This window comes from Shewanella profunda, assembly GCF_023283765.1.
GTDB classification, from domain to species: domain Bacteria; phylum Pseudomonadota; class Gammaproteobacteria; order Enterobacterales; family Shewanellaceae; genus Shewanella; species Shewanella profunda.
In genome coordinates, this window is sequence record NZ_JAKILG010000005.1 from 150,539 (window position 1) to 164,757 (window position 14,219).

The 14,219-nt window shown below is 46.4% G+C and carries 12 protein-coding genes; 1 reads left to right on the forward strand and 11 read right to left on the reverse strand.

The genetic code is table 11. The features are described 5' to 3' along the window. Positions 1–128: 128 nt before the first annotated feature. The gene (locus L2744_RS04710) at positions 129–944 is read right to left on the reverse strand and encodes an AraC family transcriptional regulator (protein WP_248990819.1); all 816 of its coding nucleotides are present in this window, start codon (positions 942–944) and stop codon (positions 129–131) included. Positions 945–1,024: 80 nt separating this feature from the next. Between L2744_RS04710 and L2744_RS04715 the strand changes: the two genes are divergently transcribed. Further along, positions 1,025–2,416, forward strand: a complete 1,392-nt coding sequence (locus tag L2744_RS04715) for an SLC13 family permease (RefSeq protein WP_248990820.1) — start codon at positions 1,025–1,027, stop codon at positions 2,414–2,416. 118 nt (positions 2,417–2,534) lie between these two features. Here the strand turns inward: L2744_RS04715 and L2744_RS04720 are convergent, their stop codons facing one another. From L2744_RS04720 to L2744_RS04765, 10 genes are all read right to left on the reverse strand, one after another. Further along, entirely contained in the window at positions 2,535–3,695 is a 1,161-nt protein-coding gene (locus tag L2744_RS04720) for a cupin domain-containing protein (RefSeq protein ID WP_248990831.1), read from the reverse strand. Positions 3,696–4,130: 435 nt separating this feature from the next. After that, the gene (locus L2744_RS04725; protein WP_248990821.1) at positions 4,131–4,511 is read right to left on the reverse strand and encodes a DUF1801 domain-containing protein; all 381 of its coding nucleotides are present in this window, start codon (positions 4,509–4,511) and stop codon (positions 4,131–4,133) included. A gap of 146 nt (positions 4,512–4,657) precedes the next feature. Further along, positions 4,658–5,245: a cytochrome c3 family protein gene (locus L2744_RS04730; protein WP_248990822.1), complete on the reverse strand. Its 588-nt coding sequence runs from the start codon at positions 5,243–5,245 to the stop codon at positions 4,658–4,660. Positions 5,246–5,253: 8 nt separating this feature from the next. Then, positions 5,254–5,739 carry a nitrate reductase cytochrome c-type subunit gene (locus L2744_RS04735; protein WP_248990823.1) on the reverse strand — a complete coding sequence of 162 codons (486 nt, stop codon included), beginning with the start codon at positions 5,737–5,739 and terminating at the stop codon, positions 5,254–5,256. A 10-nt stretch (positions 5,740–5,749) separates the two neighbouring features. Then, positions 5,750–8,239, reverse strand: coding sequence for a nitrate reductase catalytic subunit NapA (napA, locus tag L2744_RS04740; RefSeq protein WP_248990832.1), 2,490 nt, complete (start codon positions 8,237–8,239; stop codon positions 5,750–5,752). A gap of 2 nt (positions 8,240–8,241) precedes the next feature. Next, complete coding sequence (locus L2744_RS04745; protein ID WP_248990824.1) at positions 8,242–8,499, reverse strand: chaperone NapD; 258 nt, start codon at positions 8,497–8,499, stop codon at positions 8,242–8,244. A 43-nt stretch (positions 8,500–8,542) separates the two neighbouring features. After that, positions 8,543–8,701, reverse strand: a complete 159-nt coding sequence (locus L2744_RS04750) for a periplasmic nitrate reductase, NapE protein (protein ID WP_248990825.1) — start codon at positions 8,699–8,701, stop codon at positions 8,543–8,545. Between the two features lie 447 nt (positions 8,702–9,148). Then, a complete protein-coding gene (gene hrpA, locus L2744_RS04755) occupies positions 9,149–13,030 on the reverse strand; it encodes an ATP-dependent RNA helicase HrpA (RefSeq protein ID WP_248990826.1) in 3,882 nt (1,293 codons plus the stop codon). Between the two features lie 192 nt (positions 13,031–13,222). Continuing rightward, positions 13,223–13,639 carry a CBS domain-containing protein gene (locus L2744_RS04760; RefSeq protein ID WP_248990827.1) on the reverse strand — a complete coding sequence of 139 codons (417 nt, stop codon included), beginning with the start codon at positions 13,637–13,639 and terminating at the stop codon, positions 13,223–13,225. 62 nt (positions 13,640–13,701) lie between these two features. After that, positions 13,702–14,130: a nuclear transport factor 2 family protein gene (locus L2744_RS04765; protein ID WP_248990828.1), complete on the reverse strand. Its 429-nt coding sequence runs from the start codon at positions 14,128–14,130 to the stop codon at positions 13,702–13,704. Positions 14,131–14,219 lie beyond the last annotated feature (89 nt).

The window sequence follows — 14,219 nt, forward strand, 5'->3', positions numbered from 1 at the left end:
GCCTAGTGCAACTTAAAGATGGGTTAAGCCAGTGTTTTTAACTTTTGGAACCGACAACGGTAAGGTGATTAAGATAAGCTAATCCACCGCGCTATGGATAGCGCAGTGGATAGCACGGTGGGACTTTATTATGCCTTATTTTTTACAGACTTATGCTTGGCATAATCCTGTGGCGTACAACCAAATTGCATTTTAAATGCACTGCTGAAACTGCTCACACTCAGGTAGCCTAAACTATGTGCCACCCTAGTGGTGCTCTCACCTTGGGTTAATCGCTCAAGGGAATTTAATAAACGAAATCGTTGTCGCCATTGTCGATAAGTAAGACCCGTTTCCGCTTTAAAGAGTCGTTCAATGGTCCTCACACTTGCGCCACCCATTTCGGCTAACTCGGTCAGTGAGTGATTAACTTTAGGTTGGCGAATAAGCGTTTGGATAAGACGGTTGAGTCTTGGATCTTTTCCTGCTGGCAGATGTGCATCGACACTGTCGAGTGTTTCTAGCTCGTCGATAGCGGTCAAACCAAGCCGAAGTAACCGCCCGGCCTCCATTGATTCAGCTTCACACAATCTGAGGATAATTTCCCGCATCAGTGGCGTCATGGTCACCATCACCACTTGCTTATCCTGTTCCCTGACGCAATAGCTAGGGTCAATATAGAGATTGCGGGTATGGGCGTGGGTTTCACTGTTCACTTGATGGGGTAGATTGCAAGGGATCCAGACCGCATGGGTTGACGGAACCACCCATACTGCATTTTCACTGCGAACCCGTAACACCCCTTTTACAGCCCAAAGTAACTGTCCTCGAGGGTGTGAATGGGGCTCAATACCCGCTTCGGCATCCAGATTACGGGCATGGGTGAGCACGGGGCGATGGGGATCTATGGTAAATGCGGCGTCACTGGGTGCTAACAATGTCGCTTTAGGAATAATGTCTGACATATAGCCGCCTTAAAACGTCAAGATAAGTGCGCTATCTTAAGATCCATCTTTTAAGTTGACAACCCGTTAGGTTTTTAAGCATGAAAAGTTTTATTAGCGTTAAAAACATAGCCTTTACTAGCGCATTTTTAATCGCTATTTGGCTTGCTCTTTTTCCTCTAAGCGACCATCCAGCTGTGTTTTCCTACAGCGCTGGCGTGGTATTAGTGACACTGATGTTTTGGAGTACAGGCTTCTTCCCCCCCTTTATGGCCGGCCTGATATTTTTTGCACTCGCCACCATTTTCAAACTTATCGAGCCGAGTCTGCTCTTTTCCGGATTCGGTTCGACCGCTGTGTGGTTAATCATTTCTGGTTTTGTGATAGGCAGTGCCATCTCAGAGTCAGGTTTAAGCCGACGGATAGCCTCAACGCTTGCCCCCATGTTGACGATAAGTTATCCGTACTTGATTGCAGGACTTGTTTTGAGTGCGGTACTACTCGGTTTTGTCATGCCATCTTCCGTTGGCCGTGCGGTGGTGCTTGTGCCAATTGGCATGGCTTTAGCGGAGCAGGTCGGTTTTGAGCGAGGCAGTAATGGTCGAATTGGCATTGCAACCGCGTTAGCCCTGTCTTGTAACATGCCAAGTTTTGCGGTTTTACCCTCCAATATCCCGAATATGATCTTAGCAGGTTCCAGTGAAAGTCTGTTTAACGTCAGTTTTGGTTACACTGAGTATCTCTTGCTGCATTTTCCAATCTTGGGTTTACTCAAATCAATATTGATAGTCACGTTAGTAGTATATTTGTTCCCCGCACATATTGATAAAAACCTGCCTTATAAAGATAAAGAAAAAGAGACTTATGATCTTGCCATGCAAAAGAAAGTCGCGGTGTTACTCAGCATCACCCTGCTCTTTTGGGTAACTGACACACTGCATGGTATCAATCCCGCTTGGGTAGGGCTTGCAACAGCGATCATATTGTTGCTACCCAAATGGGGCGTACTTGAGCCTAAGCGTTTTAATAGTTCGGTCGATTTTGCCACTGTTATTTTTGTTGCTGCAGCATTAGGACTAGGCGCATTGGTTAATCACTCAGGGCTTGGAACCGCACTAGGTCAACTGTTGAGCCAATGGTTACCATTGCAACAGGGCTCCTCGTTCCTGAATTTTATGTCCCTATCATTAATCTCTACGCTAACGGGCTTAGTTACCACTGTTCCGGGCGTTCCCACGGTATTGTCGCCAATGGCGGCGGACTTTGCCGATGCAACGGGTTTCTCAATTCCCGCTGTATTAATGACACAGGTGATTGGTTTCTCAACCGTGATTTTTCCTTATCAAGTTGCCCCTTTGATTTTGGCTATGCAGATATCTCAGGAACCATTAGTCAAGCTACTTAAAATAACCTTACCTTTAGCGATGATCACTGTAGTTGTACTGATGCCAATGGACTATCTATGGTGGTTGTGGCTCGGTTGGATAGCCTAGGGCGTGCCACTTGAGTGATTTATTGATTAACAAAAACGCCAGCATTTATGCTGGCGTTTTCAATAACAAACTAAATAAACAAGTAAACGCTACGGCGTTATCCCTCTTAAGACATATTTTAAAATATCTCTTGCTCACCAAGATCTTCAAAATACCAATAACCAAGATTCACCCACTCGGTAAGCCGTGCTAGGCAATCGGCATTGTCTAACCAAGGCAGTAAGGTTGCTTTATCCAACTGACTCATATCACAAAGCAGTGGGATTATCCCAGCAAGCTCCGCGGGCAATTGATATCGCTCACCATTAATAAATACCATCCCTTGCTCGACACTGACATCAAAATACAGACAACGTAAACCGCCAAGACGAATAAGCGGTTGTTCATCAAGCCAAGCGAGCACTTCATCCTGAGTGATATCTAGCGGCTCATCGGGTAAATCTAAAGCACATTTGGACTGGGTTAAATAGCGACCCGAGAATTCACTCACCAGCTCATCGTTTAACATATTGGTAAGTTGAATACGTAAACGCGCCAAATCACCATTATCCACGCAGCCACTACGGGTTGAAACTTGGCGGTCAGGATCTTCTATCTGCTGTGCACCTAGATCATGTTCGGATAAATGATCTGCTAATGCGCTGACCATATCTTTTGCCGATGCAGTACGGTAACCAACAGAAAAACTTAGCGATTCTTCAAGTGTAATCCCATCATGTGGAAATCCTGGAGGGATATAGAGGATATCGCCAGGCAACAATTCGGTATCGATAATAGGTTCAAAGGCTTCGGTGTGCAGCAGCGCAGGATGCGCGGCAAACTCACGGTGTGGACCGCGATCGCCCACTCGCCAGCGGCGACGACCAGAACCCTGACAGATAAACACATCGTAAAGATCGATATGCGGCCCCACGCCACCACCAGGGGTCGCGTAGCTCACCATCACGTCATCAAAGCGCCAACGGGGAATAAAATCGAAACATTGGATTAACGCTTCGGCATCGGGCAGCCAGTTATTCAGCGCTTGCACAATTAAGGTCCAGTCTCGCTCGCCCAACTTTTCATAGGAGTCAAAGGGACCAAATTCGGCATGCCACTGCCCTGCCTGCTGGTAAACTCGCCGCGATTCAACTAGTTCATCCATCGCTAAGCCCGCCAACTCTTCGGGGGACACTAAATCTTGGAACTGTTTGAATCCTTGGCGGATCACTAACGGTTTTTTCTGCCAGTATTGGGCTAAAAACGCTGCGGGGGTTAAACCATTGATATCGAGTTGCATGGGTTGCTCACGGGGCAAACTGTTATTCATAAACATAAATGCTAACAGGAAGCCAATGTGAGAAAGCTCGATGGGATCAACAAAGCACTAAGTCGTATAACCATGAATAAAAATAAACTCATCATCTTCGGTCAGCGGTAACTAACCGAGTTGCTGTAGTCGTATTTTGAACTCAGTAAGGTGAAATAAATTTGCATCAGTCAAACCCGCAGGAAAAACGGTTTTGGCGATTCTAATAGCATAAATGGATTTGTAGCTAATGCGCCTTTGCACAAACAGACAATCAGCAACCTTAATATCGGATAACACTCGATTTGAGGCTTCATAATCGAGGGGGAAAGCCCTCTTCACCTACCAACTGTAATTGCAGATACACAGAACGAGAGGCTAACAGCGTGATACATTCACGCCATTTAGTATTATTCATTAGAGGATTCATAGCGTGAACTTAAGTGCTTGGTTAATATAATCGGTAAGTTGCTTTTGGAGTGTCTCATTCGAAACATCAGTATTTGAGAAGAACTTAATATGGCGACGAAACTTACCCTTACCTTCGAGTAAGCCATGTTTATCCTTAAGGCTCGCCCCCGCAGTAAATTCTAACGATACATGTTGCTGATAGGCAAAAATGCCACAAAATGGCTGCGTGGTGCTAAAGAGGATCCCGCCGTACTTGATCTCCTCCGTCACAGGCACAGCGGCCGTTTGTGCCACGACGAAAATCAATCGTCTTAGGTTTTGTACTGCTTCAGCCAATTGCGGACTGACCAATCGAATATCCTCAATATGCTGCTCAAGCCGTGATGTCTCATCCATAACCGCAACTCCATTCATTAAATTGTACTTAAGGTTATCGTATTGAGAAGCAAGATAAAACCGACTTGATGGATAACAGAATAAAAAGGCCAAGTGTGGAGTGACTTGGCCTTTGACTGGAGATGACATTTATGGGGTTATCAAGATTAGAAGCCTTCTACCCCCTTCATATCAGGGAGATGGTGGGCAATCCCCTTATGGCAATCGATACAGGTTTTCTCACCACTGGCCAGCGATGTGGAGTGCATCTGCGCCGCCCTTGGTGATTGTCTCGTAAAGTCCATATAGGTGAAGTTATGGCAGTTTCGGCACTCTAAAGAGTCATTCGCCTTTAAACGATCCCACTCATGTTCTGCCAGTTCGCGACGTTTATCTTCAAACTTTTCGCGAGTATTTATAGTCCCAAACACTTTGCCCCATACTTCCTTAGATGCCTGCATTTTACGGGCAATTTTATCCGTCCAATTGTGTGGCACGTGACAGTCAGGGCAAGTTGCCCGTACACCGCTGCGGTTAGTGAAATGGATCGTCGACTGCAACTCTTGGTAGACGTTATTTTCCATTTCATGGCAACCGATGCAGAAAGCTTCTTGGTTAGTTGCCTCTAACGCAGTGTTAAAACCACCCCAGAAGATCACTCCCGCCACAAAACCACCCAAAGTTAAAAAACCTAGACTGTAATGCACACTCGGACGATTGAGTACCTGCCAGATCTTTTTCAATTTATCTAACATGCTAACTCCTAGTGTTTTTTCTGCTCAACATTGGCTTTAATCAGATGTTCCATATCCACAAAGTCGTTTTCGACCAGTAACTTGGCATCTAACTGAGGCACATGGCATTGAGTACAGAAATAGCGGCGCGGAGAAAGCTCGGCTAAAAAGTTATTATCCCTATCCATATAGTGCGTCACGCTAACCATAGGTGCTTGTGACTCTCCAGTGCGGCTTCTGGCATGGCAGGCCATACACTTATTGGCTTTAATATCAACCTGATAACCATCTATTTTGTGCGGTATAATCGGTGGTTGCATCGGATAACTACGCACTTCTTTCACATCTGTATTACGCACCTTTTGCATCGCAGGTGATGTAGGTTCGATATTGATAGGCGCTAGGCGCAGCGTATCAATTTTATCTTCAGGAATACTGGTTGCAGACACGTTGACCATGAACAATGAACCGAATGCAAGCAATCCTAACACTCTGACTAATTTGAATGTTTTCATTCTGTACTCCTTATACCTTAACGATCTTCACCGCACATTTTTTAAAGTCAGTTTGTTTTGACAAAGGATCTGTCGCATCTAAGGTGACTTTATTAATGAGCTGGCTTGCATCAAACCAAGGCACAAACACGAGACCTACGGGCGGTTTATTTCGGCCACGGGTTTCGACTCGTGTCTTAATTTCACCTCTGCGTGACACTACCCGCACTTCATCGCCACGGCGAAGGCCACGTTTTTTGGCATCTTCTGGGTGCATAAAACACACTGCATCGGGGAAAGCACGGTAAAGCTCAGGCACACGCTGCGTCATGGAACCTGAATGCCAATGCTCGAGAACGCGACCCGTTGATAACCAAATGTCGTATTCTTCATCTGGCGACTCTGCTGGTGGCTCATAGGGCAGCGCAAAAATCACTGCGCGACCATCGGGATGACCGTAAAACTCAAAACCTTTACCGGCTTTCACATAGGGATCACTTCCCTCACGGAAACGCCATTTGGTTTCTTTGCCATCGACCACAGGCCAACGTAAACCATGGGCTTCGTGGTAGGCTTCAAAGGGGGCTAAATCGTGACCATGACCACGACCAAAGGTCGCGTACTCTTCAAATAATCCTTTCTGCACATAAAAACCAAAGTGTTTTGCTTCATTGTTTAGATACTTAGGATCGGCCTCTGTTAGAGGAAACTTGTCGACATTGCCGTTTTGGTACAACACTTCAAATAAGGTTTTGCCCTTAAACTCAGGGTTAGCCGTTAATACATCCTTTGGCCACACTTCATCTGTGGTGAAACGCTTAGCAAATTCCATCAGTTGCCATAGATCCGAATGGGATTCACCTGGTGCTTGCACCATTTGATGCCAAAACTGAGTGCGGCGCTCGGCGTTACCGTAGGCACCCTCTTTTTCGACCCACATTGCGGTGGGCAAAATCAAATCGGCCGCTTGAGTTGTAACCGTCGGATAGGCATCGGACACCACGATAAAGTTGGCAGGATTACGATATCCAGGTAATCCTTCCTCATTGATATTTGGGCCCGCCTGCATATTGTTGTTGACTTGCACCCAGTAACAATTCAAGTCGCCATCTTTTAAACGGCGGTTTTGTTCGACGGCATGGTAACCAGGTTTAGGTGGAATGATGCCGCTTGGGATCTTCCAAATATCTTCGGCATGCTTTCTGTGTTCAGGATTGGTCACGACCATATCGGCGGGTAAACGGTGGGAAAACGTCCCCACTTCACGGGCCGTGCCACAGGCTGATGGTTGACCCGTCAAAGAGAATGGGCTATTACCTGGGGTTGAAATTTTTCCCATCAAGAGATGAATGTTATAAATCAGGTTGTTACACCACACACCTCGGGTATGTTGGTTAAAACCCATGGTCCAAAATGAGGTCACTTTGATGTCGGGATCGGCATACAGCTTGGCCAGCGCAATCAGTTTATCCTCAGGCACGCCCGACAACTTACTGACTTTTTCAACGCTATAATCCGCCACGAAGGCTTTAAATGTCTCAAAATCAATTGGTGTAGAGTCCCCTGCCGTTTTTACATTTTTCGCTTTTTGCTCAAGGGGATGGGATGGACGTAAACCGTAGCCAATATCCGTTGTGCCCTCACGGAAATTGACATGCTTTTTCACAAAGTCCCAATTTACTTTATCGTTTTGAATAATATAGTTAGCGATATAGTTCAGGATGGCTAAATCGGTTTGTGGGGTAAAGACTATCGGTAAATCGGCCAGGTCGAAGGAGCGATGCTCAAAGGTTGACAGCACGGCCACTTTGACATGATTTGCGCTTAAACGGCGATCGGTGACTCGGCTCCACAGAATAGGGTGCATCTCCGCCATATTTGAGCCCCATAGCACAAAGGCATCGGCGGCTTCCATATCGTCATAACATCCCATAGGTTCATCAATACCAAAGGTACGCATAAAACCCACAACGGCAGATGCCATGCAATGACGCGCGTTAGGGTCGATATTATTTGAACCAAAACCCGCTTTCATTAACTTAACGGCGGCATACCCTTCCCAAATAGTCCATTGACCAGAACCAAACATCCCCACCGCTGTTGGCCCCTTGGCTTTAATGGTCTCTTTCCATTTTTGCGCCATGATGTCGAAGGCACTGTCCCAACTGATGGGTGAAAACTCACCGTGCTTGTCGTATTTGCCATCGGTCATCCGCAGCATAGGCGTGGTTAAACGGTCACTACCGTACATAATTTTCGATAGGAAATAGCCTTTAATGCAGTTAAGACCACGGTTAACTTCACTGTTCGCATCACCGTGAGTTGCCACCACTTTGCCATCGCGCGTTGCCACAATCACAGAGCAACCCGTACCGCAGAAACGGCACGGTGCTTTATTCCACTCTAATTTAGTTTGTTCTGAGCTGGTAATAAGGTTGCTGGCACCTGCGGGCAACGCTAACCCTGCTGCGCCTGCGGCAGCAATGACCGCATTGGCTTTGATAAAGTCACGTCTATTCATATTCATTCTTCACCTTCTTTGAGCTCTTCACTCTGGTGGTAAACCATAGTGGCGGATAAGACGCCAGGAATGGCATTAATTGTCTCTATGCTATCCATCAAGGCGCGTTGGGAGTCACCTTCGAGCACAACAATCAATTTCACATCGTTGTTAACGGAAAGTTCGGCATTTTCTATCGTCAGAATGTGTTGCCTGACGTCGGCCATTTTCTGTGGCAATACTTGCACCACTAAACTGGTGATATGAAGTTCTTTACTCATGCGACATTCCACTCTTAACTTATTGTTATTATTGGTTGTAAATTTAGCCTGTACCCGGTGGACCCGTTAAAATCTGGCTAAACCAAATCGCAAAGCCAAGGCCACTGACCAGTACCACTGTCAATAACGGTGCGAGAAATACGGTTAAAAAGATAAAGATCTTCAGTTCTAAGGATTTTTCTTCTGCGGTGCTAGCACTCATGCGTCCTCCAAGAGGGTGATCCCTTCACGCTAACGAATGGTAAAAATCGTCAATGGCAGGAATTTATGTATATCAATTGCATCTTTTTTCTACAGAAGGATCATACCTTTATGCTGTTAACAAAATGTATACCTCCAAATCGGTAAAGCCTTTGATGCTTGATCCAGATCATTAATTTGACGGTAGATTTAGTTAGATCAGGTTTTTTGAACGAAAAGACAGATTGCGAAAAAGATGCCTAAGTTTATTTATCTATCAGGTTAAGGTGTTGCATGACAAAAATAGCGGTGAAAAACAACAAAATTGCAGGGTATTCAGCTGGAGTAACCATTAAGGAGTAGTGAAACAATAAGATGAGCAAATACTTGTAATGGGAGTTTAAATAAAAAACCGAGCAAAGTGACAGGCCTTGCTCGGTTTAATACTTTATCTTAGATGGAGTTGTACTCAAACCTGTTGAATATGATTCAATATCCGTTTTTCTGAAATGGGATAGGCTGTACCTAATACCTGTGCAAAACAGGAAACGCGATATTCCTCAATCATCCATCGGGCCTCTATTAGCGCAGGTGGTGTTGGCATTGAGCGGGGTACTTTGGCAAGTTGTGCCACCAGTGCATCCACAACTTTGTTAATACTCTGCATATGCAAACGGTCGCGGGTGGGATCGACGGGCAACTTCTCGACACGGATTTCAATCGCTTTTAAATACCGCGCTACATCCCCTAGGCGATTCCAACCGCAAGCTTCGACAAACCCTTTAAACACTAACTTGTCTAACTGGCTTTGAATATCACTCATGGCAAAGGCAATATCTAGGCTGATTTTACCCTTGAGGCGTTTTTTAATCCCCTGATAGAGGGTTAAAATCTGCTCGACCTTAAGGGCGATTTGCTCGGCGGTCGGGTTGAGTTCCTGACGTACCCAGTCCTTTGCCCGTTCAAATTGCTGCTGATCACGCACATCTAGGGCCTTTTCATCCAATAATTGCTGCACTGCGGCGGCAATAATGTCATCAATCAATATTTGAACTTGACCGAATGGATTGAAATACATGGCTAATTTTGCTTTATTCGGCAAGGCTTGCTGCAAATGCTTCACCGGTGAAGGGATGTTTAACAGCAGTAACCGTCGCAGACCTTGACGGTGGGCATCCTGGGCCTCAAATTCATCATCAAATAATTTGATTGCAACGCTGTCTTTATTATCGATCAGCGCCGGAAACGCCCGCACTTGGTAATTGCCTTTTTGCTGCTGATACTGCTTTGGCAGCTCGCCAAATGACCATTCAGTAAGGGCTTCTTTTTCGATGCCCTTATCCGCGACCTGACGAATAGCCTTAGCGACCACACCCTGCAGCTCAGCTTTTAAGGTATCGAGCACTCGACCCTCGGCAATTAACTTATGTTTATCGTCTTCGATTTTAAAGTTCATCTGCAAATGCGCGGGGATCTGGGTTAAATCAAAATCTTCCGGCGATATACGCGTGCCACTCATGCGCAATAATTGTTTGCACATGGCCTCAAGCAGACTGGCACTAAAGGGGGTCATGGCCTGCACGCAAGCGCGGGCATAATCGGGCGCAGGCACAAAGTTACGTCGTAAACTCTTAGGCAAAGATTTGATCAATGCGATGCACTTTTCTTCCCTCAGCCCCGCCACTAACCAATCAAAGTCCGTATCGTCGATTTGATTGAGCAGCGCCACCGGAATGTGCACAGACACGCCATCATCCGCCGCTGCGGGATCAAAGTGATAACTGAGTTGCAGGCGTAAATTGCCCTTGTGCCACGTATCGGGGAAATCCAACGCCGAGATATGGTCGGCATTGCGCTGCATCAACAGCGCCTTGCTGAAATCGAGTAAATCCGGTTGCTCACGCTTGGCTTTTTTCCACCAGCCAAAAAACAGCTGGGCGTTGTAAATGCCCTGTGGAATACGCGGCTCGTAAAAGTCCATCAACACTTGCTCGTCAACCAAGATATCGCGACGACGGGATTTATGCTCGAGTGATTCAATGTCTTCGAGCAGCTTTTGGTTAGCGACAAAAAACGCTTCTTGGGTCTGTAATTGCCCTTCTGCCAAGGCGCTGCGGATGAAAATCTCGCGCGCTTCAACGGGATCTATGGGGCCATATTGCACTTTGCGGCGGTGCACAACCGTCAAACCGTAGAGCACTTGATTCTCAAGGGCGATAACGCTGCCAGGTTTTGCCTCAAAATGGGGCTCGACATAGCTTTTCTTGATCAAATGCGCGGCTAAGGGCTCTAGCCATTCGGGTTCGATTTTAGCGCAGCCGCGGGCGAATAAACGCGAGGTTTCGGTAAGCTCAGCCGCCATGATCCACTTAGGGCCTTTTTTGGCAAGCGGCGAACCAGGGAATACAAAAAACTTACGATTACGAGCACCTAAGTACTCGTTATTGTTATCTTTAAAACCAACATGGCTCAATAAGCCCGATAAGAGCGCGCGGTGCAAGCTGTCGTAATTGGCGGGCGTATCGTTTAGGCGCCACTTTAAATCGTGCACGGCTTGCTTAAGCTGGGCGTATAAATCCTGCCATTCACGCACGCGCAAATAGGCTAAATATTCATCGCGGCACTTTTTACGGAACTGGCTAGCAGACAACTCTTTTTGTTGATCTTTTAAGTGCTGCCACAGGTTTATCCAACTGACGAAATCGGAACTGGGATCAGCAAAACGGCGATGGGCTTCATCACTGGCTTGCTTCTTCTCCATCGGACGTTCGCGGGGATCTTGAATCGATAAGCCCGCGGCAATCACTAGCACTTCGTTCAAACAACCTAACTGCTGACTCTCGACCACCATGCGCGCTAAACGCGGATCCACAGGAATTTGCGCCAAGTTGCGCCCAAGTGGCGTCAACACTAGCTTGCCGTGTTTGCTCTCAACCGCTTGTAATTCTTCTAGCAGCAAGAAACCATCGCGGATATGGCGTGGATCGGGCGGCTCAATAAAGGGAAATGCCCCTATATCGCCAAGACCAATCGCGAGCATCTGTAAAATGACCGAGGCCAAGTTAGTGCGCAGAATTTCAGGATCGGTAAACGCCGGACGATTATTAAAATCCGCCTCATCGTACAAACGAATACAAATACCTGGCCCCACACGGCCACAACGGCCTTGGCGCTGATTGGCACTCGCCTGCGAGATAGGTTCAATTGGTAAGCGTTGCACCTTAGTGCGATAGCTATAGCGGCTAATACGCGCCGTACCTGGGTCGATAACGTAGCGAATGCCCGGCACAGTCAGCGAGGTTTCCGCCACGTTCGTCGCTAATACAATCCGCCGACCTCTGTGACTACTGAAAACTTTGGATTGCTCACCATAGGATAAACGCGCGTACAGCGGCAAAATTTCGGTATCGCGGTAATTACGCCGACTCAATTGCTCGGCCGTATCGCGAATTTCCCGCTCGCCGTTCATAAAGATTAGAATGTCGCCAAGACCTTCGGCCACCAGCTCATCAACGGCGGCAAAAATGCCTTCGATTTGATCTAAATCGGCATCACTATCTTGCACTAAGGGTCGGTAACGGGTTTCGACCGGAAAGGTACGGCCCGACACTTCGATAATAGGCGCATTGTTAAAATGCTTAGAAAAACGCTCAACGTCTATGGTCGCCGACGTAATAATAACTTTGAGATCGGGGCGTCTTTTGAGAATTTGTTTGAGGTAGCCCAGAATAAAATCGATGTTAAGGCTACGCTCGTGGGCCTCATCTATGATGATGGTATCGTATTGATCGAGATTGCGATCTGACGTCAATTCCGCCAGTAAAATACCGTCGGTCATTAACTTGATATAAGAGTCACTCTTAAGCGCATCGGCAAAACGCACTTTAAAGCCAACCACTTCACCGAGCGGACTTTGTAATTCTTCGGCGACTCGGCTCGCCACACTGCGGGCAGCCAAGCGTCGTGGCTGGGTATGACCAATCATGCCGCGGCAACCTAAGCCTAATTCCAAACAGATTTTAGGTAACTGGGTCGTTTTACCCGAGCCCGTTTCACCGGCGATGATCACCACTTGATTGCCCGCAATAGCGCGTGCAATATCGTCGCGCATTAACGATACGGGGAGATTTTCTGGGTAATTAATCTTTGGACGGGCGTTACGGCGCTGCTCAACCTTATCAAAGGCGGCCTGAGCTTGCTCAGTAAGTTGGACTAAGACTTGAGCCTTTTTATCGGAATCAGCTTCTTTATTGAGTTTAAATAAACGACGACGGATCCGCGACGCGTCGCTCTGATAGCAAAGATTTAGGAAAGCGTTCGATAGCGGATGTTTGTCAGAGTTCAAAACCAAATTCCATTGCTAGCATCAAAAACGGCGATCCTAGCAAGGAATGTGGTGCATTGGTATTGCTAATTTGCCGGAAATGAAACCTAAGCGGTGCAAATGAAGCGTATGCACTAAGAGATTGACCAAGCATGGGCTTAAGTAGCTCGATGATTTTAGCGATATCTTAAATATTCAAGCTAAATTAATGACAAATACTTAAGCGGGGGCTAAGTAGCATTGCTGCATATACACATTCATGGCCTTTAACACATTGGTGCGATTAATTGTCCCTATCACTTTACCCTGCTCTACTACTGGATAAATTTTAGGTTTAGATCCCAACATCTGTTCTGCGAGTTGTAACATGCAGTCATCTGGCCCGACAAACAATACCTCAGTACGCATACAATCCTTTACAACGGATGTCATATCACAGTGGTAACTACTCTTAAGCATCACAGCTAAACAGTCCTGTTGGGATAAAAAACCCACCAGATCACCATTATCATCGACCACCGCAGCGCCCATTTTATTATTGTCTAATAGTTTTTCGACAGCTGTGGCAAGCGACATATTCGCGCGTAGCAAAACGGGTTGGCGATCCATATGATCGCGGATTTTTATTGAGTCCATAGTATTCCCCTTAATTAGCCCTACGCTTAGAGTCTAGTCAAAATCTCGCCATAAGTAAGCGATTAATGCCGATTGACCTCTGCAACTCTGTGCCCATAACTGAGCACTCGGGTAATTTTCCATTGATTATCCTGCTGACGCCAGACAATCGTAAAATCGGCCAAACCATCACAGCTACCTGTTTCAATGTGACAAAAACGATGAACGCCTTGCGCTATAGCACCAAACTCTTTTACCGGGAACACTCTCATTGTGCCAGTCACTAACTCACGGCGATAATGACCACAGGCATATTTCTGCGTATTAGCCATCATGTCCTGCCGATTCCAAGTCACACCGCCAGTATCGTGATAAAACTCCACATCGTGCGTGAAAAATTCTGCGTGTTTCTTTAACTCAGTTGGTTCAACGCACTTATTAAAGCTATCGAAAACAGCAAAATCTAATGCCAATATATCGGAAAATAATGGTAACCGTCTAGCGAACCACACCTCGCATCATTAATCTGCCTATTTGAAAATACCTGCTCAATGATAAATTTGGAGCAGGTGATGAAAACATACAGAACAACTACTCAGTG

Bases quoted from the DNA above. Each gene is read 5' to 3' on its own strand.
- L2744_RS04725 (WP_248990821.1), bottom strand. From the start codon at position 4,511: ATGGATGAGACATCACGGCTTGAGCAGCATATTGAGGATATTCGATTG.
- L2744_RS04750 (WP_248990825.1), bottom strand. From the start codon at position 8,701: ATGAGTGCTAGCACCGCAGAAGAAAAATCCTTAGAACTGAAGATCTTT.
- L2744_RS04715 (WP_248990820.1), top strand. From the start codon at position 1,025: ATGAAAAGTTTTATTAGCGTTAAAAACATAGCCTTTACTAGCGCATTT.
- L2744_RS04735 (WP_248990823.1), bottom strand. From the start codon at position 5,739: ATGAAAACATTCAAATTAGTCAGAGTGTTAGGATTGCTTGCATTCGGT.
- L2744_RS04730 (WP_248990822.1), bottom strand. From the start codon at position 5,245: ATGTTAGATAAATTGAAAAAGATCTGGCAGGTACTCAATCGTCCGAGT.
- L2744_RS04760 (WP_248990827.1), bottom strand. From the start codon at position 13,639: ATGGACTCAATAAAAATCCGCGATCATATGGATCGCCAACCCGTTTTG.
- napA (WP_248990832.1), bottom strand. From the start codon at position 8,239: ATGAATAGACGTGACTTTATCAAAGCCAATGCGGTCATTGCTGCCGCA.
- L2744_RS04710 (WP_248990819.1), bottom strand. From the start codon at position 944: ATGTCAGACATTATTCCTAAAGCGACATTGTTAGCACCCAGTGACGCC.
- L2744_RS04720 (WP_248990831.1), bottom strand. From the start codon at position 3,695: ATGCAACTCGATATCAATGGTTTAACCCCCGCAGCGTTTTTAGCCCAA.
- L2744_RS04745 (WP_248990824.1), bottom strand. From the start codon at position 8,499: ATGAGTAAAGAACTTCATATCACCAGTTTAGTGGTGCAAGTATTGCCA.